The following is a 24,818-nucleotide window of genomic DNA, read 5'->3' on the forward strand; positions in this document are numbered from 1 at the left end:
TCCCCCGGCCCTCGCCGCGCTCAGAAGACGTACGGGTCGCCGGTCGCCAGGACCAGCACACGGTGGAGGTCGTTACGGGGATTGCCGTCGGACACCCCGTCCCGCCACACGGTGCCGATGTCCACGGTCAGCTCCTGCGGCCGCCCCGCGGTCCGCAGATCGAGCGCCAGCTCACCGACCGCACCGGCCGCCCGCAGCTCACCCGTACGACAGGAGACCACCCGGTCACTGCTCCACAGACAGCTCGGGGGAAGCTCCTGGCCGCCCGCCATGGGCTCGGAGAACGCGAGCCGGACGGTCGCCTGGGAGACGTTCGACGGCCCGTGGTTCTCACTGACCAGCCACACACCGATCCGCCCGTCCCAGAGCGAGACATGGCCGTGGTGGGCCAGATCCGCCTCCGGCGGCGCGGCGGCGGCCGAGGTCGTGCCGGTCACCAGGGCAGCCGTCAGGGCCGCGCCGAGCAGCGCCTTGCGCATCGCAGTCATGCCCAGAAGATACCCATGACAACCCATATGTTCTGACTAACCGTCAGCCGCGTGTCTCGATGTGCCACCCTGCCCCCATGCTCATCGCCCGCTCCGCCGCCCTGTTCGCCCTCGCCGCCCTCTTCGAGATCGGCGGCGCCTGGCTCGTCTGGCAAGGCGTACGGGAACACCGCGGCTGGATCTGGATCGGCGCCGGCGTCCTCGCCCTCGGTGTCTACGGCTTCGTGGCCACGCTCCAGCCCGACGCCGAGTTCGGCCGCATCCTCGCCGCCTACGGCGGCGTCTTCGTCGCCGGCTCCCTCGCCTGGGGCATGGTCGCCGACGGCTACCGCCCCGATCGCTGGGACGTCATCGGGGCCCTGATCTGCCTCGCCGGCATGGCGGTCATCATGTACGCCCCGCGCGGCCGCTGAATCCGTCCCGCCCTATCCTGACCACGCGATCCCCACCCCCGACCGCACGCGCGAGGAGCACGTCATGACTGCCGCCGGTACCCCCATCGCCGTCGTCACCGGAGCGAGCAGCGGCATCGGCGCGGCCACCGCCCGGCAGCTCGCCGCCGCCGGCTACCGCGTGGTCCTCACCGCCCGCCGCAAGGACCGCATCGAAGCCCTCGCCGCCGAGATCAACGAGGCCGGCCACCAGGCCACCGCCTACGCCCTCGACGTCACCGACCGCGCCGCGGTCGACGAGTTCGCCACGGCCTTCCGCACCCTCGCCGTCCTCGTCAACAACGCCGGCGGCGCCATCGGCGCCGACCCCGTCGCGACCGGCGACCCCGACGACTGGCGCCGCATGTACGAGGTCAACGTCATCGGCACCCTCAACGTCACCCAGGCCCTGCTCCCCGCCCTCACCGCGAGCGGCGACGGCACCGTCGTCGTCCTCTCCTCCACCGCCGGCCACGCCACCTACGAGGGCGGCGCCGGCTACGTCGCCGCCAAGAACGGCGCCCGCGTCCTCGCCGAGACCCTCCGCCTGGAGATCGTCGGCACCCCGGTCCGCGTCATCGAGATCGCCCCCGGCATGGTCAAGACCGAGGAGTTCGCCACCACCCGCTTCCGCGGCGACACCGACAAGGCCGCCAAGGTCTACGCCGGCGTGGCCGAACCCCTCACCGCCGACGACGTCGCCGACACCATCACCTGGGCCTGCACCCGCCCCCCGCACGTCAACATCGACCTCCTGGTCGTCCGCCCCCGCGCCCAGGCCAGCAACACCAAGGTCCACCGCGAGCTCTGACCGGGAAGTCCCCGGCGCCCGCCTCAGCCCTTGACGCAGATGAGCTGCTTCAGCTTCGCGACCACCTCGACCAGGTCACGCTGCTGTTCCATCACCTGCTCGATCGGCTTGTAGGCGCCGGGGATCTCGTCCACCACGCCCGAGTCCTTCCGGCACTCCACGCCCCGGGTCTGCTCCTCCAGGTCCCGGGTCGAGAACCGCCGCTTCGCCGCGCTGCGGCTCATCCGGCGGCCCGCGCCGTGCGAGGCGGAGTTGAAGGAGGCCGCGTTCCCGAGGCCCTTCACGATGTACGAGCCGGTACCCATGGAGCCCGGGATGATCCCGTACTCGCCGGAGCCGGCCCGGATCGCGCCCTTGCGGGTGACGAGCATGTCCATGCCTTCGTACCGCTCCTCGGCCACGTAGTTGTGGTGGCAGGAGATGACCTGGTCGAAGCTGACCTTCGCCTTGCGGAACTCCCGGCGGACGACCTCCTGGAACAGCGCCATCATGATCGCGCGGTTGTACTTCGCGTACTCCTGCGCCCAGAAGAGGTCGTTGCGGTAGGCCGCCATCTGCGGGGTGTCCGCGACGAACACCGCGAGGTCGCGGTCGACCAGGCCCTGGTTGTGCGGCAGCTTCTGCGCCTCGCCGATGTGGTACTCGGCGAGTTCTTTGCCGATGTTCCGCGAGCCGGAGTGCAGCATGAGCCAGATGCTTCCACTCTCATCCGTACAAAATTCAACGAAGTGGTTGCCGCTGCCGAGCGTGCCGATCTGCTTCTCGGCCCGCTCCCGGCGGAACTTCACCGGATCGGCGACCGTGTCGAAGCGCGACCACAGGTCCCCCCACCCCGCGGTAGCGAACTGGTACAGCCGGCCCGGATCGACCATCTCCCGGTGCATCCCCCGCCCCACCGGAATCGCCTGCTCGATCTTGGACCGCAGCCGCGACAGATCACCCGGAAGGTCGTTCGCCGTCAGCGACGTCCTGACCGCCGACATGCCGCAGCCGATGTCCACGCCGACCGCCGCCGGGCACACCGCACCCTGCATCGCGATCACCGAGCCGACCGTCGCGCCCTTGCCGTAATGCACGTCCGGCATCACGGCGAGGCCCTTGATCCACGGCAGCGTCGCCACGTTCTGCAGCTGCTGCATGGCGCCGCCCTCGACGGAGGACGGGTCCGCCCACATACGGATGGGCACCTTCGCGCCCGGTACCTCCACGTACGACATATCTACTCACTTCCCCCGGAAAGTCTGATAACGCAAAAACCGGAGCCAAAGCCCGTACAGGTGACTGCGGACCGGCATCAACGGCTGCGCGTGCGATACACATTGTGTTCACCGCGCCCCACGGGGCGGCAAACAGTTTTCGGGGGATTCCTCCGGGAGAAGGGAGCCTGGGATCGTGCAGCGCAAGGCGTACGCCTCCGGTCGGTCCGGGCCCGCGGTCCTCTCCGCGGCCGCTCTCGCCCTCGGTCTCGGGATCGGTCTGTCGGGCTGCTCCTCCGGCACGGCCGCGGACACCGAAACCGTCGACTCCAAGGCGGGCCCCGCCGCCCCCGCCGCGCCACCCGGTCGCTACCGCACGCTCTTCGAGCCCTGTGGCGCGGTGCCCGGGCCCACCTTGATGGACCTGCTGCCGGGGGCCGCCGCGCTGCCCGACGCCGAGCGCGCCCGGACCTATCGCGGCACCGCGGCCGCCACCTTCGACACCGACCGCCGGGTGGGCTGCAGCTGGAAGTCGGACGCCCCGGACACCACCCACCGCCTGACCCTCGACATCGAGCGGGTCGTCTCCTACGACCCGTCGGTCAGCGACGACGCCCGGGCGCAGGAGGTGTACGGCCGGAAGCAGGCCGCCGCCGGCGTCACCCCGGCGGCGACGACGACGCCTCCTGTGGCCCCCTCGTCCTCCGGTTCGTCCACGGGCCCGGTCGCCCCGCCTGCCGGCCACCAGCCGGCTCACGCACCCCAGGCGCCCCAGGCGCCTCGCACGACCGCCACCGCCACCACCGGGCCCGCCACCACGCCCACCGCTCCGCCCACCGGTCTGGAGTCTCGCGTCCTCGAAGGTCTCGGCGAGGTCGCCTTCCTCGACGACACGCTCGAGACCACCGGTCCGTCCGGCGCGAAGCGTCTCGTGAGCGTGGTGTTCCGCACATCGAACGTCATCGTGACCGTCCAGTACGAGGAGCGGACGGCCGCGCCGGCCGAGGCTCCCGACAGCAAGGAACTGCAGGAAAAGGCCAGGAATCTGGCCCGGCTGCTCGCCGAGCGGCTGGAGGAGTAGCCGTCCGGAGCCGTTCCGTGAGCGCCGCCGGTCGGCGCGCCGGAGCGCGTAACGTGTCGGCGTACCCCCGGCCGCCCGGCCGTGCGCCGCCCAAGCGACTGAAGGAACCATGCAGCGATCAGCCCCGCGACTCTCCCGCATACTCGCCTGCGCCGCCGTCCCGGTGATGCTCGTGGCCGCCGGCTGCTCCTCCGGATCGGATTCCGGCGACAAGGGTTCCGGTTCGCCGGACACGTCGTCGTCGGCTTCGGCGACGCCCAAGGCCACGCAGTCGACGAAGGCGGTCGAGCCGGCGCGGTACGCGAAGCTGCCCGATGTCTGCAAGGCGATCTCGGCGAAGACGATCGACACCCTGGTGCCGAAGGCGAAGAACAAGAACGGCACCGCCGCCGTCTCCAGCGATGTCACCAGCCGTGGCGGCTGCTCCTGGAACGGCCTGGAGGACAAGGGCGTCAAGGGTTCGCAGTACCGCTGGCTCGATGTGTCGTACTACCGCTACGAGTCGGACGCGACGCTCGGCAGCGGTCAGGAGCGCGCGGCGGAGAACTACGCCAAGGAGCTGGCGAAGGTCCAGGCGACGCAGGGCGCCAAGCAGCTGAAGACGACGGCGACGCCGGGCGTCGGTGACCAGGCGGACACGGTGACGTTCCAGCTGCGCAAGACCGACGAGGACTTCACGTACGCGTCGGTCGTGGCGCGCACGGGCAATGTCGTGGTGCTGCTGTCCTTCAACGGGGCCGGTTACGCGGGTGCGACGACGCCGTCCACGAAGTGGATCTCGGATGGTGCGCTGAAGGCGGCGAAGGAGGCCGTCGTTTCGGTCGCGGCGGCGAACAAGTAACCGTCGGACGGCCGACCGGCCGCCGTCCTGTAGGTGTTTGTACGTTTTCGTTCGGAGCCCGTCCCTCCCCAGAGGGCCGGGCTCCGCGCGCATGTGCCAGTCTGTGCCCGCGAGATGTCGATTGACGGGAGGGATCGCGGGTGGCCGCGATGCAGCTGACACGTACGCACCGGATACTCATCGGCCTGGTCGTCGCCGGTGCGGTGATCATCGCGGGCATCGGTTTCGCCGGCTCGTACGCGGCGGTGCGCGAGCTCGCCGTCGACAAGGGCTTCGGCACCTTCTCGTACTTCTTCCCGATCGGCATCGACGCGGGCATCTGTGTGCTGCTGGCGCTCGATCTGCTGTTGACGTGGATCCGGATTCCGTTCCCGTTGCTGCGGCAGACGGCGTGGCTGTTGACGGCGGCGACGATCGCGTTCAACGGCGCGGCGGCCTGGCCGGACCCGCTGGGTGTGGGCATGCACGCGGTGATTCCGGTGCTGTTCGTGGTCGCGGTGGAGGCGGCGCGGCACGCGGTGGGGCGGATCGCCGACATCACGGCCGACAAGCACATGGAGGGCGTGCGGCTGACGCGTTGGCTGCTGTCGCCGATTCCCACGTTCCGGTTGTGGCGTCGGATGAAGCTGTGGGAGCTGCGGTCGTACGAGCAGGTGATCAAGCTGGAGCAGGACCGGCTGATCTACCAGGCACGGCTGCAGGCGCGTTTCGGGCGGGCGTGGCGGCGGAAGGCGCCGGTGGAGGCGTTGATGCCGCTGCGGCTGGCGAAGTACGGGGTGCCGCTGGCGGAGACGGCGGCGGCGGGTCTCGCCGCGGCGGGTGTGGAGCCGGTGTTGTTGCCGCCGGCTCCGGTGACGGCGACGGCGGTGGCCGCTCCGGCGCTCGAGCAGTCGCGGGTCGCCCAGGTGCCGGAGCAGCAGGGTGCCGCGCAGCCGCAGGCGGTCACCGCACAGCAGGGTGCGGTGGCGCAGCAGGGTGCGGTGCCGGGGCAGGGCCAGCCGTTGCCGCAGGTGGCGCCGGTGAACCACGAGAGTCCGTGGTTCGATGCTCCGCAGGTCTCTCCGGAGGCGTACGAGGGCACGTACAACCCGAGCATCGTGGAGGGTCTGGAGCCGACGCCGGTCGCGGTTCCGCATGGCCCGGAGGATGTGCCTCCGCCGGGTCCTGAGGAGTTCCAGCCGTATCCGGAGTATGTGGACGAGGCTCTGTCGACGGAGGATTTCGCGGCGGCCGCGTACAAGGCGATGTGGGACTACGTGGAGGAGAAGCAGGACTTCCCCAACGCGGAGCAGCTCGACATATGGCTGAGCGACATGTACAAGATCCGGCATCCGCGCAGTGCGTCGCTTCTGCGTGAGCTCACGCCGCAGCTGCGGGAGCGGATCCAGCAGGAGTGGGCGGAGAACCACACGCCTTGATGGGATAAGGCCGGTCAGGCCTTGGTCTCCTTCGCCTTCTGCTTGGTGGTCTCGCCCCATACGACGAGGGCGATTCCCGCGGCGAGGAGGGCGACGTAGCCGGCGGTGGGGATGTCCCACCATCTGTGGAGCAGGCCCCAGGGGCCGTTTCCCGAGAACTTTCCGCCGGCGCCGAGTCCGCCTTGGACGAGGGCGATCCAGCCGATGACGGTGAGGGTTTCGCGGGCGATGGCGTGCTTGGTCATGTCTCCACGGTCTCCCGCGCGGCGCCCCGTTTCGTCGTGCGCACGACGGAAACCGCCCTCCTCCGAACGATGCAGAGGAGGGCGGTCTCTCGTCCGTCCCGGACGGTGGCGGCGCCGGACGGTGCCGACACCGTCCGGTGACGCTTACGCGCCGAGGAGCTTGCGCACCCGGTCGGCGCCGACCGCGAGGAGCAGGGTGGGCAGGCGGGGGCCGGTCTCGCGGCTGACGAGGAGCTTGTAGAGCAGGGCGAAGAAGGAGCGCTGCGCCAGCTTCAGCTCCGGGGTGGGCTTGGCCTCGGGGGTGAGGCCGGCCATGACCTTGGGGACGCCGTAGACCAGGGTGGTGAGGCCGTCGAGGGACCAGTGGGTGTCGAGGCCTTCCAGGAGCAGGCGCAGCGACTCGCGGCCCTGGTCGTCGAGGGAGCCCAGGAGTGCGGTGTCGGGCTCGTCCCGGACGATGGTGCGCTGGTCGGCCGGGACCTGGGTGGTGATCCAGTTCTCGGCGCGGTCGAGGCGCGGCCGGACCTCGTCGAGGGAGGCGACGGGGTTCTCCGGGTCGAGCTCGCTGAGGATGCGGAGGGTCTGCTCGTCGTGTCCGGCGGTGATGTCCATGACGGAGGCGAGCGTCCGGTACGGCAGCGGGCGCGGGGTGCGGGGCAGTTCGCCTACGGCGGTGCGGACGGCGCGGGCGTGGGCGGCGGCGTCGGCGGGGAGGACGGTGCCGTCGGCGACCTTGGCCTCGAGCTTGTCCCACTCGTCGTAGAGCCGCTGGATCTCCTGGTCGAAGGCGATCTTGAACGACTGGTTGGGGCGGCGGCGGGCGTAGAGCCAGCGCAGGAGCTGGGGCTCCATGATCTGGAGGGCGTCGGCCGGGGTCGGGACGCCGCCGCGGGACGAGGACATCTTGGCCATGCCGCTGATGCCGACGAAGGCGTACATGGGGCCGATGGGCTGCACGCCGTCGAAGATGCCGACGATCTGGCCGCCGACCTGGAAGGACGAGCCGGGCGAGGAGTGGTCGACGCCGGAGGGCTCGAAGATGACGCCCTCGTAGGCCCAGCGCATGGGCCAGTCGACCTTCCACACCAGCTTGCCGCGGTTGAACTCGCTGAGCTTGACGGTCTCGGCGAAGCCGCAGGCGGTGCAGGTGTAGGCGAGCTCGGTGGTCTCGTCGTCGTAGGAGGTGACGGTGGTGAGGTCCTTCTCGCACTGCCCGCAGTAGGGCTTGTACGGGAAGTAGCCGGCGCCGCCGCCGGAGCCGTCGTCCTCGTTGGCCGCGCCGGAGCCTTCCTCGGCCTCCTGCTCGGCCGCGTCGACCGGCTTCTGGGACTGCTTCTTCGGTGCCTTCTTCGTCCGGTACTGGTCGAGGATGGCGTCGATGTCGCCGCGGTGGCGCATGGCGTGCAGGATCTGCTCGCGGTAGACGCCGGAGGTGTACTGCTCGGTCTGGCTGATGGGGTCGTACTCGACGCCGAGCTCGGCGAGCGCCTCGACCATGGCGGCCTTGAAGTGCTCGGCCCAGTTGGGGTGCGGGGAGCCGGCCGGCGCGGGGACGGAGGTGAGCGGCTTGCCGATGTGCTCGGCCCAGGACTCGTTGACGCCCGCGACGCCGTTCGGCACCTTGCGGTAGCGGTCGTAGTCGTCCCAGGAGATGAGGTGCCGGACCTGGTGGCCGCGGCGGCGGATCTCGTCGGCGACCAGGTGCGGGGTCATGACCTCGCGCAGGTTGCCCAGGTGGATGGGGCCGGACGGGGAGAGGCCGGAGGCGACGACGACCGGTTTGCCAGGCGCACGTCGCTCCGACTCGGCAATGACCTCGTCCGCGAAACGGGAGACCCAGTCGGTCTCGGTGCTGCTCTGAGCCACGGTCGGTACGTCCTTCTTCCTTGATTTCCCTCAAAGCCTTACAGCCCTACGTGAGCCATTCTCCCAGACGGAAGGAGGCGCTCCGAGGTTGTCCACAGGCCGGGATCTCTCGCGGCTGTGGGCCGGGGGTTTGTCCACAGGGGGAGAAAACTCGTTGCTCTGCCATGGGACACTTGACGGGCGAAATAGACCACCGGGACACCCGGACTCGACACAACAGGAACGGAAGCTCATGGCCTCGGTCCCTTCCCTCGCTTCGACCGTGCAGCAGCGCCTCGCGGAAGGCCTCTCGGCAGCCCTGCCGGAGGCCGGTTCCGCCGACCCGCTGCTGCGACGAAGCGACCGGGCCGATTTCCAGGCCAACGGCATCCTGGCCCTCGCCAAGCAGCTCAAGGGCAACCCGCGTGAGCTGGCGACGAAGGTCGTCGAGGCCATTCCGGCGAACGACGTCCTGAAGGAGATCGAGGTCTCGGGCCCCGGCTTCCTCAACATCACCGTGTCCGACGCGGCGATCATCGACACCCTGGCGGCCCGTGCCGCCGACGACCGGCTCGGTGTGCCGTTCAACCCGGCGGCCGGCACGACGGTGATCGACTACGCCCAGCCGAACGTGGCGAAGGAGATGCACGTCGGCCATCTGCGGTCGGCGGTCATCGGCGCGGCGATGGTCGAGATCCTGGAGTTCACGGGCGAGAAGGTGGTGCGGCGCCACCACATCGGCGACTGGGGCACCCAGTTCGGCATGCTCATCCAGTATCTGATCGAGCACCCGCACGAGCTGGACCACAAGGCCGAGGGCGCGGACGTGGAGGTCTCCGGCGAGGAGGCCATGTCCAACCTGAACCGGCTCTACAAGGCCTCGCGGGCGCTGTTCGACTCCGACGAGGAGTTCAAGACGCGGGCGCGGGCGCGGGTCGTCGAGCTGCAGGCGGGTCACGAGGAGACGCTGGCGCTGTGGCAGCGGTTCGTCGACGAGTCGAAGATCTACTTCTACTCGGTCTTCGAGAAGCTGGACATGGACATCCGCGACCCCGACATCGTCGGCGAGTCCGGTTACAACGACATGCTCCAGGAGACCTGCCGGCTCCTCGAGGAGTCGGGCGTCGCGGTCCGCTCCGAGGGCGCTCTGTGCGTGTTCTTCGACGACGTGAAGGGCCCGGACGGCAACCCGACGCCGCTGATCGTGCAGAAGTCCGACGGCGGCTTCGGGTACGCGGCGACGGACCTCTCGGCGATCCGTGACCGGGTGCGGAACCTGAAGGCGTCGACGCTGCTGTACGTGGTGGACGCCCGTCAGTCGCTGCACTTCAAGATGGTCTTCGAGACGGCCCGCCGGGCGGGCTGGCTGAACGACGAGGTGAAGGCCGTCCAGCTGGCGTTCGGCACGGTCCTCGGCAAGGACGGCAAGCCGTTCAAGACCCGTGAGGGCGAGACGGTGCGGCTGGTGGACCTGCTGGACGAGGCGATCGAGCGCGCCTCCGCCGTGGTCCGCGAGAAGGCTCAGGACCTGTCCGAGGAGGAGATCGCCGAGCGTGGTGCCCAGGTGGGCATCGGCGCGGTGAAGTACGCGGACCTGTCGACGTCGGCGGCCCGTGACTACAAGTTCGACCTCGACCAGATGGTGTCGCTCAACGGTGACACCTCGGTGTACCTCCAGTACGCGTACGCCCGTATCCAGTCGATCCTGCGCAAGGCGGGCGGGGCGAAGCCGGCGGCGCACCCCGAGCTGGCCCTCGCGGCCTCGGAGCGGGCGCTCGGTCTGCACCTGGACTCGTTCGGCGAGCAGGTCCAGGAGACGGCGGAGGAGTACGCGCCGCACAAGCTGGCCGCGTATCTCTACCAGCTGGCGTCGCTCTACACGACGTTCTACTCGGAGTGCCCGGTCCTCAAGGCGGACACTCCGGAGCAGGTCGAGAACCGTCTCTTCCTGTGCGACCTGACCGCCCGGACCCTGCACCAGGGCATGGCCCTGCTGGGCATCCGGACCCCCGAGCGTCTCTGACGCCCGGCGGCGAGTGGGTCACTGCGTGACCCACTCGCCCTTGTCGGGCCAGTAGCCGTACGTCGGCCGCCCCTCGATCGCGCTGGTACGGAACGGCTGCCCGCCGTCGTCGACGCGTACTACGCCCTTCTTCGCGCCGCTGCTCCAGTGGAGCTCCAGGTACCAGGAAGCGGCGTACTCCTCGGTGTGCACGTCGAGGTTGAGGACCTGGGGGTCTCCGGTGGCGACCTTGTAAGGGAAGTCCTTCGCGGGCACGACCCGGTCCCCGTCCTGTCCGGCGACCGGCTTCAGGTACGGCCGGGGTGCGTCGAGGTCGACGTCGAAGGTCTGCGGGGTGATCCCGCTGCCGCAGCCGTCGCCCATGGAGTACGCCGGCCGGTCCAGCGGTGTGCCGCGCTCCACGACCCGTACGTGCAGGGCGGTCAGGACGACCGGGGCCTGGGTGCGGCCGGTGACGGTGAGCTGGAGCTGCATGTGGCCGCCGTCGATCCCGCCGAGCGCCCGGGCCCAGCCGCGGGTGTCCTGCGGCGGGGGCGGCGGCGGCACGTGGCCGGGCTGCTGGTCGAGCACGTAGTACTGGCCGCAGGGCTCGGCCCAGTTGTACGAGCTGATGCCGGCGCTCAGGGGCGCGGGCGACGCGGGGGCGCCGGCCGCGGGAGTGGCGGGGTTGTCGCCGGTGCGTCCGACGAGGTAGGCGGTGGGCACGGCGAGGGCGATGACGGCGGCGACGGCGAGGGCACCCCGGCGGCCCCGGTGCCGTCGGGCGGAGGGGTCGACGGGCTTCTCGGCGCCGAGCACGACGGTTCCGGCCGCGAGCTCGGGCTCGGACATGCCCTCGTACACGGACACGGACAAGGGCGCGGTCGCGGCCTCGGGCCCGAGGGCGGGCCCGGCCTCGGGCGCGGGCTCCGGTGGCGGCTCGGTCCTGCCCCGCCTGCGGGCCTCGTCGGCGAGGATCCAGGCGCGGTGCAGCTCGACGAGTTCCTCGCGGGAGGCGCCGCACAGCCGCCCGAGCCGCTCCACGGGCGCGAACTCGGTCGGTACGGCGTCACCGTTGCAGTAGCGGTGGAGCGTGGAGGTGCTGACGTGCAGCCGGCTCGCGAGCGCGCCGTAACTGAGCCCGGACCGGTCCTTCAATGCGCGCATCCGCTGCGCGAAGCCGTCCGCCGCGTTCATCCGCGTCCCCCGTCGCCCGTTTCCGCATCCCAGGAACGCATTCCAGGGAGTGGTCATCTCCCCAGGTCACGGCATGTGCCGGCGTTCCAGCTTCCCCCATTGTCCCGTGCCGATTGCGGTGCGATCACGCCGACGCGCAGGGTGGTGGCCATGCCGAACAGCCGCGTCACCGACGCCTTGGCACTCGCGGTGCTGATCGTCTGCACCGCGGTCGTGATCGCACTGCTGAACCACCACTGACTCTGCTTCGCACGGGGAATCCACATGCGCACTCTCGCCCGCCGTCTCGCCCTGCCCGCCGCCGCCCTCACCGCGGCCCTCGCCCTCACCGCCTGCCAGTCGGAGGACACGCCGAACGCGGCGCCGAAGGCACCGACGGCGCCGACCACGTCGGCGGACCGTACGAGCGAGGCCACGCCCACCGAGGCGACACCTACCGACACGCCCACCAAGGGGGACACCGCGCGCCCGAGCACCGAGCCCACCGCCCGGCCGAGCACCCGCCCCGCCAAGCCCGCCACCGAGCCGGGCGGTGGCGACGCCACCCGCGTCCCCTGCACGGCCGCGAACACCAAGGTCGTGGCGAGCAAGGTGAGCCGCCCCGTCAACCACCTGGTGCTCACCGTCACCAACGTGGGCAGCCGCCCCTGCGACGCGCCCTACGCGCCCCTCGTCGGCTTCGACCACAGCCAGGCGCCCATCAGGATCGTGGAGGAGAGCAAGCCGCAGTCGGTGCTGGGTCTGGCGCCCGGCGAGTCCGCGTACGCGTCCCTGATCCTCACCGGCGAGCCGGGCCCGGACACCCACGGGACGACCGTGCGCACGATCCGGGTGCACCTCACCCCCGAGAGCAGCACGACGGTGGCGGCGCCGAGCGGCACCTACGCCGATGACGGCGCCGCCGTGTCGTACTGGCAGCAGACCCTGGAAGACGCCCTGACGTACTGACGCCCGCGGGTTCTAGCGGCGGATGGGGTGGGACGTCCGCCCCGACGCCTCGTCGATCTCGGTGTGGGCCTTCTGCAGCAGCTGCGAGGCGAGATCCATGAGCGCGCGGGCGCCCGCGATCTCCTCGCCGACCCGCAGTTGCTCCGGGTCGGAAGGGTGACGGTTGGCATTGCCGTGGGCGCGGAACTCGGTGCCGTCGCCGAGCCGCACCATCGCCGCCGCCCGCGTCCGGTCACCCTCCTCCTTGAACTCCATCTCGACGTGCCAGCCGACCAGCGTGTTCATGTGCGTCATGAGGACCACCTCCAGAGCGGTACTACTCCAGAGTGCATCCCGGCACCCGCACCCCGCTCGCGGAGCGGCTCAGAGCCCCCGGGCCAGCTTCTGGGCGACCTCGGTCGCCCAGTAGGTGAGGATCATCTGGGCGCCGGCCCGCCGGATGCCGGTCAGGGTCTCCAGGATCGCCTTGTCCCGGTCGATCCAGCCCTTCTCCGCCGCGGCCTCGACCATCGCGTACTCCCCGCTGATCTGGTACGCGGCGACGGGCACGTCCACCGAGGCGGCGACCTTGGCGAGGATGTCCAGGTACGGGCCGGCCGGCTTCACCATGACCATGTCGGCGCCCTCTTCGAGGTCGAGCGCCAGCTCGCGCATCGACTCGCGCACGTTGGCGGGGTCCTGCTGGTACGTCTTGCGGTCGCCGGTCAGGGAGGAGCCGACGGCCTCGCGGAAGGGGCCGTAGAAGGCGGAGGAGTACTTCGCGGTGTACGCGAGGATGGACACGTCCTCCTTGCCGATGGTGTCCAGGGCGTCGCGGATGACGCCGACCTGGCCGTCCATCATCCCGGAGGGGCCGACGACGTGGACGCCGGCGTCGGCCTGTACCTGGGCCATCTCGGCGTAGCGCTCCAGGGTGGCGTCGTTGTCGACCCGCCCGTCGGCGTCGAGGACGCCGCAGTGGCCGTGGTCGGTGTACTCGTCGAGGCACAGGTCCGACATGATCACCAGGTCGTCGCCGACCTCGGCCTTCACGTCCCTGATGGCGACCTGGAGGATGCCGTCGGGGTCGGTGCCCGCCGTGCCGGCCGCGTCCTTCTTCGCGTCCTCCGGCACGCCGAACAGCATGATCCCGGAGACCCCGGCCTCCACCGCCTCCACGGCGGCCTTGCGCAGGGTGTCCCGCGAGTGCTGGACGACGCCGGGCATCGCGGTGATCGGCACGGGCTCGCTCACGCCCTCCCGCACGAAGGCGGGCAGGATCAGATCGGCCGGGTGCAGGCGCGTCTCGGCCACCATCCGACGCATGGCAGGACAGGTCCGCAGCCGCCGCGGCCGCGCCCCGGGAAAGCTTCCGTACGAGTTCATGCCATCGAGGCTACGCCCGCCTGCCCCATGCACTTGCCGACACCGTGTTGCCGCCCTGCACCGCCCCATCGGCCTTCGGCCACCGCCGGGCGCGGGGCCGCCCCGTCGTGGACCTTCGCCTCCCTGAGGGCCGACCTCCTCCCCCGTTGCGGCCTTTGCCTCCGCCGTACCACTGCCCGCCCGCCTCGGGGCGCGGGGCGCCCCGTTGTGGCCCTGCCGCCCCGCCGGGGCGGTGCCCGCCCGCCGTCGCCCACCCCTCCGTTGTGGGCATTCGTTCCTCCCCCAGACTTCGTCCGGGGGTGCCCCCAGGCGGAACGGGTGGGCACAACGGAACGGCGCCCCTTGCCGGGCCTAGGCTCCTGTTGCTCTGACCCGCACCGAAAGTGCGCCGTGCTCGTGGTGCGGCTAGGTGCAGGTGCGGAACGCGCCCGCATGGGGCGCCGTCCCGTGTGCCCACCCGTCCCTCCCCCTAGGGCTTCGCCCTGGGGGGACCCCCAAGCGGGACGATTGCCCACACGGGGGTGGGACGGAGGCCCACACGGCCGTGGGGCGACGGGTCCTCGCCGTGCGGGGACCGCAAGCCCGGACGCACACGTGGCACGGGGCGGGGGCGAAGGCCCGGCAGGGCACCGGCCCGTAACGCACGCGGGGCGCGGGTCCCCGAAGGAACCCGCGCCCCGTGCAACGTCGCCAGAGACGACTACGTCGTCCGACGCCTCCGCGCCCCCGGTCGCCGCTCGCTCGGCCGCGTCACCGGATCGCCCGCCTCCAGGGCCGCCTCGCGCCGCCGCATGCCGAAGTCCGCCAGCGCCTCCGCCAGCTTGTGGACGGACGGCTCCGGCGAGAGCACGTCGACCCGCAGCCCGTGCTCCTCCGCGGTCTTCGCGGTGGCGGGGCCGATGCAGGCGATGACGGTCACGTTGTGCGGCTTGCCGGCGATGCCGACCAGGTTCCGCACGGTGGACGACGAGGTGAAGAGCACCGCGTCGAAGCCGCCGCCCTTGATCGCCTCGCGGGTGTCCGCCGGCGGCGGCGAGGCCCGGACGGTCCGGTAGGCGGTGACGTCGTCGACCTCCCAGCCGAGCTCGATCAGGCCCGCGACCAGCGTCTCGGTGGCGATGTCGGCGCGCGGCAGGAAGACGCGGTCGATCGGGTCGAAGACCGGGTCGTACGGCGGCCAGTCCTCCAGGAGCCCGGCCGCGGACTGCTCGCCGCTGGGCACCAGGTCCGGCTTCACACCGAAGTCGACCAGGGCCTTCGCGGTCTGTTCGCCCACCGCCGCGACCTTGATCCCGGCGAAGGCGCGGGCGTCGAGCCCGTACTCCTCGAACTTCTCCCGGACCGCCTTGACGGCGTTGACCGAGGTGAAGGCGATCCACTCGTAGCGGCCGGTGACGAGACCCTTGACGGCCCGCTCCATCTGCTGCGGGGTGCGCGGCGGCTCGACGGCGATGGTCGGCACCTCGTGCGGCACGGCGCCGTACGAGCGCAGCTGGTCGGAGAGCGACGCGGCCTGCTCCTTGGTGCGCGGCACGAGGACCCGCCAGCCGAAGAGCGGCTTGGACTCGAACCACGCCAGCTGGTCCCGCTGCGCCGGGGCGCTGCGCTCGCCGACCACGGCTATCGCCGGCCGGTGGCCCTCAGGCGAGGGGAGCACCTTGCCCTGCTTGAAGACCTGGGCGATGGTGCCGAGCGTCGCGGTCCAGGTGCGCTGCCGCGTGGTCGTACCGGCGATGGTGACGGTGAGCGGGGTGTCCGGCTTACGGCCCGCCGCCACCAGTTCACCGGCGGCCGCCGCCACCGCGTCGAGGGAGGTGGAGACGACGACGGTCCCGTCGGAGGCTCCGACCTCGGCCCAGCAGCGGTCGTCGGCGGTGCGGGCGTCGACGAAGCGGACGTCGGTGCCCTGCGCGTCGCGCAGGGGCACACCGGCGTACGCGGGCACGCCCACCGCGGTCGCCACGCCGGGCACGACCTCGAAGGGGATGCCCTCGGCGGCGCAGGCGAGCATCTCCTGGCCCGCGTTGCCGTCGAGGCCGGGGTCGCCGGTCACCGCACGGACGACCCGCTTGCCGCCGCGCGCGGCCTCCATGACAAGATTGGTCGCATCCCTCAACACGGGGACACCGACGGTTGTTGACGCTTCGTCGACAACCGTCAGCTCAGGCGTGCTCACGCCCGGGCGGGCGTGGCCGCGGACGACTTCGAGCACCTCCGGCTCGGCGATCAGGACGTCCGCGCCGGCCAGGGCGTCGACGGCCCGGAGCGTCAGCAGACCCGGGTCGCCGGGTCCGGCGCCGAGGAAGGTGACGTGACCGTGGCCGGTGAAGGCGGCGGACGCGGGGCTGGTGGTCGGGCTGGTGGGGCTCAAAGTGCTCGCTCCCCCATAAGACCGGCCGCACCCTTGGCGAGCATCTCGTCCGCGAGTTCGCGTCCGAGTGCCACCGCCTCGTCGTAGGAGGTGGGTACGGAACCGGTGGTGGACAGCTGCACCAGCGTGGAGCCGTCGGTGGTGCCGACGACGCCGCGCAGGCGCATTTCGGTGACAACCTGCCCGTGACCGGGGCCGTCGGCCAGCAGGTCGGCCAGCGCACCCACGGGTGCGGAGCAGCCGGCCTCCAGGGCGGCGAGCAGGGATCGCTCGGCGGTCACGGCGGCCCGGGTGTACGGGTCGTCGAGCTCGGCGAGCGTGGCGACGAGGTCGGCGTTGACCGCCGCGCACTCGACGGCCAGGGCCCCCTGGCCAGGGGCGGGCAGGACCGTGTCGACCGACAGGTGGTCGACCGACAGGGAGCCGGTGAGCTCCTCGGTTCCGCCGATGCGGTTGAGTCCGGCCGCGGCGAGTACCACCGCGTCCAGTTCTCCGCTGCGTACATAGCCGACGCGGGTGTCGATGTTGCCCCGGATCGGTACGGTCTCGATGGTCAGGCCGTGGCTGCGCGCGTACGCGTTGAGCTGGGCCATGCGGCGCGGGGAGCCGGTGCCGACGCGCGCGCCGTCCGGCAGCGTCTCCAGGGTGACGCCGGGCCGGGCGACGAGGACGTCGCGCGGGTCCTCGCGCTGCGGGATCGCCGCCAGCACCAGGTCGGGGTGCTGGGCGGTCGGCAGGTCCTTGAGGGAGTGCACGGCGAAGTCGACCTCGTCGGCGAGCAGCGCGTCGCGCAGCGCGGCGACGAACACGCCGGTGCCGCCGATCTGCGCGAGGTGCTCGCGGGAGGTGTCCCCGTACGTCGTGATCTCCACGAGCTCGACGGGCCGGCCGGTCAGCTGCCGGACGGCGTCGGCCACATGTCCGGACTGGGCCATGGCGAGCTTGCTGCGCCTGGTCCCGAGCCTCAGTGCCCTCTCGGTCATACTCGCCCTCGGTTCTTGACGTCGCCGTCGTTCAGGTCGGCCCGGCTGACAGAGGCAACCGTCTCCGGGTCGAGGTCGAAGAGTGTGCGCAGCGCGTCGGCGTACCCGGCGCCGCCGGGCTCGCTGGCGAGCTGCTTGACACGCACGGTGGGCGCGTGCAGCAGCTTGTCGACCACGCGCCGCACGGTCTGGGTGATCTCGGCGCGCTGCTTGTCGTCGAGGCCGGGCAGCCGGCCCTCGAGGCGGGCGACCTCGCCGGCCACCACGTCGGCGGCCATGGCGCGCAGGGCGACCACGGTCGGCGTGATGTGCGCGGCGCGCTGGGCGGCGCCGAAGGCGGCGACCTCGTCGGCGACGATGGTGCGCACCTGGTCGACGTCGGCGGCCATGGGCGCGTCGGCGGAGGCCTCGGCCAGGGACTCGATGTCGACGAGACGGACGCCCGGCATGCGGTGGGCGGCGGCGTCGATGTCGCGGGGCATGGCCAGGTCGAGCAGGTAGAGGGGGGTGGTGCGGCCGCGCAGGGCGGTCTCGACGGCCTCGCCGGTGAGGACGAGTCCGGTGGCGCCGGTGCAGGAGACGACGATGTCGGCACGGGCCAGTTCGTCGCCGACGGCAACCATCTCGGCCGCGCGTGCGGCGACTCCGGTGCTGCCGGGCTCGGTGAGGATCTCCGCGAGCCGCTGGGCGCGCTCCATGGTCCGGTTGGCGATGACGATCTCGGCGACGCCGGCCCGGGCGAGGGTCGCGGCGGCCAGCGAGGACATCGAGCCGGCGCCGATGACCAGGGCGCGCTTGCCCTTGGCCCAGGTGTCGACGTCGGTGCCGTCGGCGAGCTGCTCGAGCCCGAAGGTGACGAGCGACTGCCCGGCCCGGTCGATGCCGGTCTCGCTGTGGGCGCGCTTGCCGACCCTCAGCGCCTGCTGGAACAGGTCGTTCAGGAGGCGGCCGGCGGTGTGCAGCTCCTGGCCGGTGGCGAGGGCGTCCTTGATCTGGCCGAGGATCTGGCCCTCGCCGACGACCATGGAGTCGAGGCCGCAGGCCACCGAGAAGAGGTGGTGGACGGCCCGGTCCTCGTAGTGCACATAGAGATAAGGGGTGAGCTCTTCGAGGCCGACGCCGCTGTGCTGGGCGAGCAGCGTGGACAGCTCGGCGACACCGGCGTGGAACTTGTCCACGTCGGCGTAGAGCTCGATGCGGTTGCAGGTGGCGAGGACGGCGCCCTCGGCGGCCGGTTCGGCGGCGAGGGTGTCGTGGAGCAGCTTGGTCCGGGCGTCCGGGGAGAGGGCGGCCCGCTCCAGGACGCTGACGGGGGCGCTGCGGTGGCTGAGGCCGACGACGAGGAGGCTCATGCCGGCATCACGGCGGGCATGTCCCCGTCAGGTCCCTTGCGGCCGGTGTCCTCCGCGGCACGGGCGGCGGGAGGCACGGCGGCGGTGTCGGTGCCGGGCTCGGCGGTCGGCTCGGCGCCGGCCTCGACGCCCGGCTCCTCGCCGGCCTTGCGCTGCTCGTGGAAGGCGAGGATCTGCAGCTCGATGGAGAGGTCGACCTTGCGCACGTCGACGCCGTCGGGCACGGACAGCACGGTCGGGGCGAAGTTCAGGATGGAGGTGACGCCGGCGGCCACGAGCCGGTCGCAGACCTGCTGGGCGACGCCGGCCGGGGTGGCGATGACGCCGATGGAGACGCCGTCCTCGTCGATGATCTTCTCGAGGTCGTCGCTGTGCTGGACGGGGATCCCGGCGACCGGCTTGCCGGTCATGGCGGGGTCGGCGTCGATCAGCGCGGCGACGCGGAAGCCGCGGGAGGCGAAACCGCCGTAGCCGGCGAGGGCGGCACCGAGGTTACCGATGCCGACGATGACCACGGGCCAGTCCTGGGTGAGCCCGAGCTCGCGGGAGATCTGGTAGACGAGGTACTCGACGTCGTAGCCGACGCCGCGCGTCCCGTACGAGCCGAGGTAGCTGAAGTCCTTGCGCAGCTTCGCGGAGTTGACTCCCGCGGCGGCGGCGAGCTCCTCGGAGGAGACCGTGGGCACGGAGCGCTCCGACAGTGCCGTGAGGGCACGCAGATACAGCGGAAGGCGGGCGACGGTGGCCTCGGGAATTCCTCGGCTACGGGTCGCCGGTCGGTGAGTTCGGCCAGTTGCCACGGTGCTCCTGCGGGATGAGCGGGGCTGCAGGCGGCCGTGTGTCCCAGGACCGCCCCGTCGAATGCAGGCTATGTCTTTGTGAACGCGTGCACAAAGATGGTGTCCGTTTTGTCCGGCCAAAGTGACCGGGGTCACGCGGCCGGTTCGCGTCGGTACGGAACCGCGGGCGGCGACGATGCGTTGAGAACCCGAAGGGGGCAAAACCGCACACTCTCCTTACGACGCCGCCCCCGGAACCCAACAAAACGTCCACGATGGTAGCCGTCTTTCGGTCACGCACCCAGTTCGCGCCGAAGCCGCCCGGCGTCGACACGCCAGAAGGTGTGCTGCTCTCCGTCGACCAGAACGACGGGGATCTGCTCCCAGTACGCCCGGTGCAGCTCCTCGTCCTGTGTGATGTCCTTCTCCTCCCAGAGTGCCCCCGTCTCCGCGCAGACGGACTCGATCACCGCCCTGGCGTCGTCGCACAGATGGCACCCCGGCTTGCCGATCAGCGTCACCGTGCGCGGACCGCTCTTCTTCTTCGTACGACCGAACATGCCGTCCATTCTGCGCGGCCGGCGACAGGGGCGTCCCCCACTGTTCACACGACGGCGTCCTCGCGCGTCGGGAAGCACCGAACAGACTGGCTATGCTCGGGCCATGGCCGCTCTGGGATGGCTCACCACCCGTAGGCGCTCCGCCACCGCGCGCAGCGTCCTGGCAGGCGAGGCCGCCGCCGAGGCGGCGCGCAAGACCTCGCAACAGCTGGAACTGGAGCGCGAGGCGACCGCCGCCGCCCAGGCCGCGCCCGCCGAGCCCGAGTTCCCGGTCTCGGGCGACGTCGAGGCCGCGGCCTTCTTCGACCTCGACAACACCGTCATGCAGGGCGCCGCGATCTTCCACTTCGGCCGCGGCCTGTACAAGCGGAAGTTCTTCCAGCGCCGCGAACTGGCCCGCTTCGCCTGGCAGCAGGCCTGGTTCCGGCTCGCCGGCGTCGAGGACCCCGAGCACATGCAGGACGCCCGCGACAGCGCCCTGTCCATCGTCAAGGGCCACCGCGTCTCCGAGCTGATGTCGATCGGCGAGGAGATCTACGACGAGTACATGGCCGACCGCATCTGGCCCGGCACCCGCGCCCTCGCCCAGGCGCACCTGGACGCCGGCCAGAAGGTCTGGCTGGTCACCGCCGCCCCCGTCGAGACCGCCACGATCATCGCCCGCCGCCTCGGCCTCACCGGCGCGCTCGGCACGGTCGCCGAGTCCGTCGACGGCGTCTACACCGGCAAGCTGGTCGGCGAGCCCCTGCACGGCCCGGCCAAGGCCGAGGCGGTGCGGGCCCTGGCCGCCGCCGAGGGCCTGGACCTCGCGCGCTGCGCCGCGTACAGCGACTCGCACAACGACATCCCGATGCTCTCGCTGGTCGGTCACCCCTACGCCATCAACCCGGACACCAAGCTGCGCAGGTACGCCAAGGAACGCGACTGGCGGCTGCGTGACTACCGGACGGGCCGCAAGGCGGCCAAGGTCGGCATCCCGGCCGCCGCGGGCGTCGGCGCCCTCGCCGGCGGCACCGCCGCCGCGCTCGCCCTGCACCGCCGCCGCCGCTGAGCCGCCGCCGGATCGCGGCACTCCATGCCGATACGTTTCGGCCGCGATCATCTACGACAACCCGGGACCGGCGGCCCTCACCCGTACGTGGTCGAACAGCCCCGCACAGGTCGACCCCCGGGCATTCCGCACTCCCTACCCGGCAGCGGCCCGGATCACTCACGCGTACCGCACTTGAGCACAACCGACCGCGCCATTGATCACACTCGGAAGCAAACCGATCAACAATCAGTCATCAATCCCACCTCATTCCGTCAGCAACCGGTTACGGATACGACTGAATCGATGATTTGAGCAACTGGGTGTAGCGCCGCCTGTACGAAGCGTTATTCTCCTCAGACGCACACCGGAACCCTCACGTCGCCACGACGAGTGAACGGTCCCGCACTGCACGTGATGGAAGCTCTGCCTCTGGGAGTCCCGTGTACCCACACGTCGGGGTTGACGCCTCGGGCCTGGCTACGCTGCGCGCAACGGTCCTCGACCACTTGCGCGGCTTCGTCCCCACCGCGTACGCCGGCCTCGCACCCGCCTTCAGCGGGCCCGCCTTCGCAGGGCCGGCACCCGCCGGTCCCTGTTACGCCCTCGCCGAGAGCGGTGCCGCTGTCGGCAGACGCGGCACCCGGGGCGGCAACGGAACCTCGACCGCCGCCCGCAGGCCCACCGCCGACAGCGACAGCGCCCGCATGATGGACCTGGTCGAGCGCGCCCAGGCGGGCGAGGCCGAGGCCTTCGGCCGGCTCTACGACCAGTACAGCGACACCGTCTACCGCTACATCTACTACCGCGTCGGCGGGAAGGCGACGGCGGAGGACCTCACCAGCGAGACGTTCCTGCGCGCCCTGCGCCGGATCTCCACCTTCACCTGGCAGGGCCGCGACTTCGGCGCCTGGCTCGTCACCATCGCCCGCAACCTCGTGGCCGACCACTTCAAGTCGAGCCGCTTCCGCCTCGAGGTCACCACCGGCGAGATGCTCGACGCCAACGAGGTCGAGCGCAGCCCGGAGGACTCCGTCCTCGAGTCCCTCTCCAACGCCGCCCTCCTCGACGCCGTCCGCCGCCTCAACCCACAGCAGCAGGAGTGCGTGACCCTCCGCTTCCTCCAGGGCCTCTCGGTCGCCGAGACCGCCCGGGTCATGGGGAAGAACGAGGGCGCGATCAAGACCCTCCAGTACCGGGCCGTCCGCACCCTGGCCCGCCTCCTTCCGGACGACGCCCGCTGAGCGCTCCGCGCCCCCCACACGCCCCTCATCGGCCCGTCCCGCCGCCCCCGCCCGTCCCAGCCCCCCACGCCACCACGACCCCTGCCCAACTCACAGTCGGTGACGCCCCGATGACGCACTGGTCCGATCATCTTTCGCGCGTAACCCAAGTGCCGCGCCGCTCGTTGTGCGAAATGCAGGCTCCCTGTGGTCACGCCATGTCCACTTCCACTCACTCTTTCGTGTGGATGCGCTCAAGGTGTGCAACCTTCCGAACCCCCCGGGGAGTCGACCGTCATGACGAGAGGAGGTGCCGCCAGTGATCGCGAACGTTTCGGCGCACCGGCGGGCGAACGCCTTCGCCCAGGCCCTGGAGGATCGGACGTCCGAGGGCGCGGCGGCCGAGCAGCCCGAGGTATCGGCCGAACCGGCCGATCACGGACGGCTGTTGGCCCTGGCGAACGGTCTCGGCGAGTTGCCGAAGCCGCAGATGGACCCCGAGGTCAAGGTGGTGCAGCGGGCGCAGCTCGTCGCCGCCATGGAAGCGATGCTCGCGGAAGGGAGCGCGAGCGCGGGCCCTACGGTGCCGGAGCAGCGGACCGCCGGCCGGGGAGCCCACCGGGCCTCCCCGCTCCGGAAGTTGCGGCCCCGATCCCGCTGGTCCAAGGGACTCGCCGCGGGCGGTCTCACCGTCGGTGTGGCCGCGGGAGCGTTCAGCGGAGTGGCCGCTGCCAGCTCCGACGCCCTCCCCGGTGACTCGCTCTACGGGCTGAAGCGCGGCATGGAGGACATCAAGCTCGGGATGGCGGACGACGACGCCGACCGGGGCGGGATCTACCTCGACCAGGCGTCCACCCGCCTGAGCGAGGCCCGCAGACTGATGGAGCGCGGCCGCTCCGGCGACCTCGACCACGAGTCGCTCAGCGAGATCCGTCGCGTCCTCGGCGGCATGAAGCACGACGCCTCCGAGGGCCACCGCCTGCTCCGCCGGGCCTACGAGCGGGACGGGGAGATCGGCCCCATGGCCCGGCTGAACTCCTTCGCCCAGGCCCACCGGGCCACCTGGGACGGGCTGCGCGACCGGCTCCCCGTCCAGCTGACGGACGTCGGCAACGAGGTGAGCGACGTCTTCGACGCCATAGACGAAGAGGTCGAGCCGCTGCAGTCCGTGCTCCCGCGCACCCCCGAGCGCGGCTCCATCGGTTCCGGCGACCCGAGCGCGCCGCGAAACACCCCGGCCGCCGACCCCCGGCAGTCGCACACCTCGCCCGCCGCCCCCTCCACGGGCGGCGACACCACCCAGCCCCACCCCTCCGGCTCCGGCCCGGGCACGGGCGCACCGAAGGACGACGGCCTCCTGGGCGGCAGCACGGGCGGACTGCTCGACCCGCCGCACATGGGCCCGAGCACGCCGTCGTCCCAGGACCCCACCGCCCCGGTCCCGGATGTGGAGATCCCGCCCATCCTCCCGGGCCTGCTGCCGGGCCTCGGCATCGACAGCAGCGACGCGCAGTAGCGGCGATTCGGGGAAGCGATACGGGGTGGTGGGCGCCGTCCGTCGGGACGGCGCCCACCACCCCGTACGCTCAGAAGAACACCGACCTCCGCTGGACCAGCAGCTTGTAGAGCGCGTGCTGGATCTGTTCCCGCACCTGGTCGGTCAGGTTGAACATCAGCATCGGGTCCTCCGCCGCCTCCAGCGGATAGCCGTCCGTCGGGATCGGCTCGCCGAACTGGATCGTCCACTTCGTCGGCAGCGGCAGCACGCCCAGCGGCCCCAGCCACGGGAAGGTGGGGGTCAGCGGGAAGTACGGCAGGCCGAGCACCCGCGCCAGCGTCTTGGCGTTGCCCAGCATCGGATAGATCTCCTCCGCGCCCACGATCGAGCACGGCACGATCGGCACCCCGGCCCGCAGGGCCGTCGACACGAAGCCGCCCCGCCCGAAGCGCTGCAGCTTGTACCGCTCGGCGAACGGCTTCCCGATGCCCTTGAAGCCCTCCGGCATCACCCCGACGACCTCGCCGGCCCGCAGCAGCCGCTCCGCGTCCTCCGCGCACGCCAGGGTGTGGCCCGCCTTGCGGGCGAGCTCGTTGACCACCGGCAGCATGAAGACCAGGTCGGCGGCGAGCAGCCGCAGATGGCGGCCGGCCGGGTGATGGTCGTGGACGGCGACCTGCATCATCAGGCCGTCCAGCGGCAGCGTCCCCGAGTGGTTGGCCACCACCAGGGCGCCGCCCTCCTTCGGGATGTTCTCGACGCCCTTCACCTCCACCCGGAAGTACTTCTCGTACAGCGGGCGGAGCAGCGACATCAGGACCTGGTCGGTGAGCTCCTCGTCGTAACCGAACTCGTCGACCTCGTAGTCCCCCGTCACCCGCCGCCGCAGGAAGGCGAGTCCGCCGGCCAGTCTCCGCTCCCAGTCGCCCCGCGCCGGCGGCTCGGCCGGGGGCGCGGCGGCCCGCCGTGCGTCCTCGGGCGCCGCCTCGGGCGCCGGCTGGGCCGGCAGGGCCCGTACGGCGGCCTCCGCGCCGCCGCGTGCCGGGGGCCTGCGGCGCGCCCGTGACCGGTCGTCGTCGAACGGAATGACCTTGGCGTCCGCCATCGCGATCTGGGCTCCTCTTCGACTCTTCGCTGTTCTCTTCGCTCTTCGC

23 protein-coding genes are annotated in these 24,818 nt (G+C 71.5%); 10 read left to right on the forward strand and 13 right to left on the reverse strand.

The window, feature by feature from the left end; all coding sequences use genetic code 11:
* Nucleotides 1-20: 20 nt before the first annotated feature.
* Nucleotides 21-488 (reverse strand): hypothetical protein, encoded by a 468-nt coding sequence (locus ACFY7C_RS35860; RefSeq protein ID WP_389659542.1) that lies wholly within the window; start codon nt 486-488, stop codon nt 21-23.
* Between the two features lie 77 nt (nt 489-565).
* Here ACFY7C_RS35860 and ACFY7C_RS35865 point away from each other — a divergent pair, with 77 nt between their 5' ends.
* Nucleotides 566-901, forward strand: a complete 336-nt coding sequence (locus ACFY7C_RS35865) for a YnfA family protein (RefSeq protein ID WP_356697148.1) — start codon at nt 566-568, stop codon at nt 899-901.
* A 64-nt stretch (nt 902-965) separates the two neighbouring features.
* Nucleotides 966-1,730, forward strand: a complete 765-nt coding sequence (locus ACFY7C_RS35870) for an SDR family NAD(P)-dependent oxidoreductase (RefSeq protein WP_389659545.1) — start codon at nt 966-968, stop codon at nt 1,728-1,730.
* Nucleotides 1,731-1,753: 23 nt separating this feature from the next.
* Here the strand turns inward: ACFY7C_RS35870 and ACFY7C_RS35875 are convergent, their stop codons facing one another.
* The gene (locus ACFY7C_RS35875; RefSeq protein ID WP_389659548.1) at nt 1,754-2,947 is read right to left on the reverse strand and encodes an RtcB family protein; all 1,194 of its coding nucleotides are present in this window, start codon (nt 2,945-2,947) and stop codon (nt 1,754-1,756) included.
* A 175-nt stretch (nt 2,948-3,122) separates the two neighbouring features.
* Here ACFY7C_RS35875 and ACFY7C_RS35880 point away from each other — a divergent pair, with 175 nt between their 5' ends.
* The 3 genes from ACFY7C_RS35880 (at nt 3,123) to ACFY7C_RS35890 (ending at nt 6,266) form a co-directional block, all read left to right on the forward strand.
* A complete protein-coding gene (locus tag ACFY7C_RS35880) occupies nt 3,123-4,007 on the forward strand; it encodes a DUF3558 domain-containing protein (protein WP_389659551.1) in 885 nt (294 codons plus the stop codon).
* A 109-nt stretch (nt 4,008-4,116) separates the two neighbouring features.
* Nucleotides 4,117-4,848 carry a DUF3558 domain-containing protein gene (locus tag ACFY7C_RS35885; RefSeq protein ID WP_389659554.1) on the forward strand — a complete coding sequence of 244 codons (732 nt, stop codon included), beginning with the start codon at nt 4,117-4,119 and terminating at the stop codon, nt 4,846-4,848.
* Nucleotides 4,849-4,997: 149 nt separating this feature from the next.
* Nucleotides 4,998-6,266, forward strand: coding sequence for a DUF2637 domain-containing protein (locus ACFY7C_RS35890; RefSeq protein ID WP_389659557.1), 1,269 nt, complete (start codon nt 4,998-5,000; stop codon nt 6,264-6,266).
* Between the two features lie 14 nt (nt 6,267-6,280).
* Here the strand turns inward: ACFY7C_RS35890 and ACFY7C_RS35895 are convergent, their stop codons facing one another.
* A complete protein-coding gene (locus ACFY7C_RS35895; RefSeq protein ID WP_389659560.1) occupies nt 6,281-6,511 on the reverse strand; it encodes a hypothetical protein in 231 nt (76 codons plus the stop codon).
* Between the two features lie 144 nt (nt 6,512-6,655).
* The gene (lysS, locus tag ACFY7C_RS35900) at nt 6,656-8,377 is read right to left on the reverse strand and encodes a lysine--tRNA ligase (protein WP_389659563.1); all 1,722 of its coding nucleotides are present in this window, start codon (nt 8,375-8,377) and stop codon (nt 6,656-6,658) included.
* A 232-nt stretch (nt 8,378-8,609) separates the two neighbouring features.
* Between lysS and argS the strand changes: the two genes are divergently transcribed.
* Nucleotides 8,610-10,379, forward strand: coding sequence for an arginine--tRNA ligase (gene argS / locus ACFY7C_RS35905; protein WP_389659565.1), 1,770 nt, complete (start codon nt 8,610-8,612; stop codon nt 10,377-10,379).
* Between the two features lie 18 nt (nt 10,380-10,397).
* Here the strand turns inward: argS and ACFY7C_RS35910 are convergent, their stop codons facing one another.
* Nucleotides 10,398-11,555, reverse strand: coding sequence for a helix-turn-helix domain-containing protein (locus ACFY7C_RS35910; protein ID WP_389659568.1), 1,158 nt, complete (start codon nt 11,553-11,555; stop codon nt 10,398-10,400).
* 264 nt (nt 11,556-11,819) lie between these two features.
* Here ACFY7C_RS35910 and ACFY7C_RS35915 point away from each other — a divergent pair, with 264 nt between their 5' ends.
* The gene (locus tag ACFY7C_RS35915) at nt 11,820-12,503 is read left to right on the forward strand and encodes a DUF4232 domain-containing protein (RefSeq protein WP_389659571.1); all 684 of its coding nucleotides are present in this window, start codon (nt 11,820-11,822) and stop codon (nt 12,501-12,503) included.
* A 12-nt stretch (nt 12,504-12,515) separates the two neighbouring features.
* On the opposite strand, the gene ACFY7C_RS35920 is transcribed toward ACFY7C_RS35915, so the two are convergent.
* From ACFY7C_RS35920 to ACFY7C_RS35950, 7 genes are all read right to left on the reverse strand, one after another.
* A complete protein-coding gene (locus ACFY7C_RS35920) occupies nt 12,516-12,788 on the reverse strand; it encodes a DUF1876 domain-containing protein (RefSeq protein WP_389659629.1) in 273 nt (90 codons plus the stop codon).
* A 78-nt stretch (nt 12,789-12,866) separates the two neighbouring features.
* Nucleotides 12,867-13,868, reverse strand: a complete 1,002-nt coding sequence (gene hemB, locus ACFY7C_RS35925) for a porphobilinogen synthase (protein WP_389659574.1) — start codon at nt 13,866-13,868, stop codon at nt 12,867-12,869.
* A gap of 700 nt (nt 13,869-14,568) precedes the next feature.
* On the reverse strand, nt 14,569-16,239 hold the full coding sequence (locus ACFY7C_RS35930) for a uroporphyrinogen-III synthase (RefSeq protein WP_389659577.1): 1,671 nt from the start codon (nt 16,237-16,239) through the stop codon (nt 14,569-14,571).
* Complete coding sequence (gene hemC / locus ACFY7C_RS35935; RefSeq protein WP_389659580.1) at nt 16,236-17,222, reverse strand: hydroxymethylbilane synthase; 987 nt, start codon at nt 17,220-17,222, stop codon at nt 16,236-16,238. The genes ACFY7C_RS35930 and hemC overlap by 4 nt, the downstream gene beginning before the upstream one ends.
* Nucleotides 17,219-18,574: a glutamyl-tRNA reductase gene (locus ACFY7C_RS35940; protein ID WP_389659583.1), complete on the reverse strand. Its 1,356-nt coding sequence runs from the start codon at nt 18,572-18,574 to the stop codon at nt 17,219-17,221. Before ACFY7C_RS35940 ends, hemC begins: the two co-directional genes overlap by 4 nt.
* Nucleotides 18,571-19,374, reverse strand: coding sequence for a redox-sensing transcriptional repressor Rex (locus tag ACFY7C_RS35945; protein ID WP_389659586.1), 804 nt, complete (start codon nt 19,372-19,374; stop codon nt 18,571-18,573). The genes ACFY7C_RS35940 and ACFY7C_RS35945 overlap by 4 nt, the downstream gene beginning before the upstream one ends.
* Before the next feature lie 272 nt (nt 19,375-19,646).
* On the reverse strand, nt 19,647-19,922 hold the full coding sequence (locus tag ACFY7C_RS35950; RefSeq protein ID WP_356702723.1) for a glutaredoxin family protein: 276 nt from the start codon (nt 19,920-19,922) through the stop codon (nt 19,647-19,649).
* 94 nt (nt 19,923-20,016) lie between these two features.
* Between ACFY7C_RS35950 and ACFY7C_RS35955 the strand changes: the two genes are divergently transcribed.
* The 3 genes from ACFY7C_RS35955 to ACFY7C_RS35965 all read left to right on the forward strand — a co-directional run bounded on the left by ACFY7C_RS35955 (nt 20,017) and on the right by ACFY7C_RS35965 (nt 23,682).
* A complete protein-coding gene (locus ACFY7C_RS35955) occupies nt 20,017-20,964 on the forward strand; it encodes an HAD family hydrolase (RefSeq protein WP_389659589.1) in 948 nt (315 codons plus the stop codon).
* Nucleotides 20,965-21,386: 422 nt separating this feature from the next.
* Nucleotides 21,387-22,187 carry an ECF subfamily RNA polymerase sigma factor, BldN family gene (locus ACFY7C_RS35960; RefSeq protein ID WP_389659592.1) on the forward strand — a complete coding sequence of 267 codons (801 nt, stop codon included), beginning with the start codon at nt 21,387-21,389 and terminating at the stop codon, nt 22,185-22,187.
* Nucleotides 22,188-22,485: 298 nt separating this feature from the next.
* On the forward strand, nt 22,486-23,682 hold the full coding sequence (locus ACFY7C_RS35965; RefSeq protein ID WP_389659595.1) for a DUF5667 domain-containing protein: 1,197 nt from the start codon (nt 22,486-22,488) through the stop codon (nt 23,680-23,682).
* Nucleotides 23,683-23,752: 70 nt separating this feature from the next.
* Here ACFY7C_RS35965 and ACFY7C_RS35970 read toward each other — a convergent pair whose 3' ends face one another.
* Nucleotides 23,753-24,769: a lysophospholipid acyltransferase family protein gene (locus ACFY7C_RS35970; RefSeq protein ID WP_389659596.1), complete on the reverse strand. Its 1,017-nt coding sequence runs from the start codon at nt 24,767-24,769 to the stop codon at nt 23,753-23,755.
* Between the last annotated feature and the right edge of the window lie 49 nt (nt 24,770-24,818).

Source organism: Streptomyces sp. NPDC012769 (genome assembly GCF_042901205.1).
GTDB lineage: Bacteria > Actinomycetota > Actinomycetes > Streptomycetales > Streptomycetaceae > Streptomyces.

Bases quoted from the DNA above. Each gene is read 5' to 3' on its own strand.
- ACFY7C_RS35865 (WP_356697148.1), top strand. From the start codon at position 566: ATGCTCATCGCCCGCTCCGCCGCCCTGTTCGCCCTCGCCGCCCTCTTC.
- ACFY7C_RS35950 (WP_356702723.1), bottom strand. From the start codon at position 19,922: ATGGACGGCATGTTCGGTCGTACGAAGAAGAAGAGCGGTCCGCGCACG.
- ACFY7C_RS35970 (WP_389659596.1), bottom strand. From the start codon at position 24,769: ATGGCGGACGCCAAGGTCATTCCGTTCGACGACGACCGGTCACGGGCG.
- hemC (WP_389659580.1), bottom strand. From the start codon at position 17,222: ATGACCGAGAGGGCACTGAGGCTCGGGACCAGGCGCAGCAAGCTCGCC.
- ACFY7C_RS35910 (WP_389659568.1), bottom strand. From the start codon at position 11,555: ATGAACGCGGCGGACGGCTTCGCGCAGCGGATGCGCGCATTGAAGGAC.
- ACFY7C_RS35915 (WP_389659571.1), top strand. From the start codon at position 11,820: ATGCGCACTCTCGCCCGCCGTCTCGCCCTGCCCGCCGCCGCCCTCACC.
- ACFY7C_RS35870 (WP_389659545.1), top strand. From the start codon at position 966: ATGACTGCCGCCGGTACCCCCATCGCCGTCGTCACCGGAGCGAGCAGC.
- ACFY7C_RS35940 (WP_389659583.1), bottom strand. From the start codon at position 18,574: ATGAGCCTCCTCGTCGTCGGCCTCAGCCACCGCAGCGCCCCCGTCAGC.
- ACFY7C_RS35860 (WP_389659542.1), bottom strand. From the start codon at position 488: ATGACTGCGATGCGCAAGGCGCTGCTCGGCGCGGCCCTGACGGCTGCC.
- ACFY7C_RS35955 (WP_389659589.1), top strand. From the start codon at position 20,017: ATGGCCGCTCTGGGATGGCTCACCACCCGTAGGCGCTCCGCCACCGCG.
- hemB (WP_389659574.1), bottom strand. From the start codon at position 13,868: ATGAACTCGTACGGAAGCTTTCCCGGGGCGCGGCCGCGGCGGCTGCGG.
- ACFY7C_RS35885 (WP_389659554.1), top strand. From the start codon at position 4,117: ATGCAGCGATCAGCCCCGCGACTCTCCCGCATACTCGCCTGCGCCGCC.
- ACFY7C_RS35875 (WP_389659548.1), bottom strand. From the start codon at position 2,947: ATGTCGTACGTGGAGGTACCGGGCGCGAAGGTGCCCATCCGTATGTGG.
- ACFY7C_RS35920 (WP_389659629.1), bottom strand. From the start codon at position 12,788: ATGAACACGCTGGTCGGCTGGCACGTCGAGATGGAGTTCAAGGAGGAG.
- argS (WP_389659565.1), top strand. From the start codon at position 8,610: ATGGCCTCGGTCCCTTCCCTCGCTTCGACCGTGCAGCAGCGCCTCGCG.
- ACFY7C_RS35895 (WP_389659560.1), bottom strand. From the start codon at position 6,511: ATGACCAAGCACGCCATCGCCCGCGAAACCCTCACCGTCATCGGCTGG.
- ACFY7C_RS35890 (WP_389659557.1), top strand. From the start codon at position 4,998: ATGCAGCTGACACGTACGCACCGGATACTCATCGGCCTGGTCGTCGCC.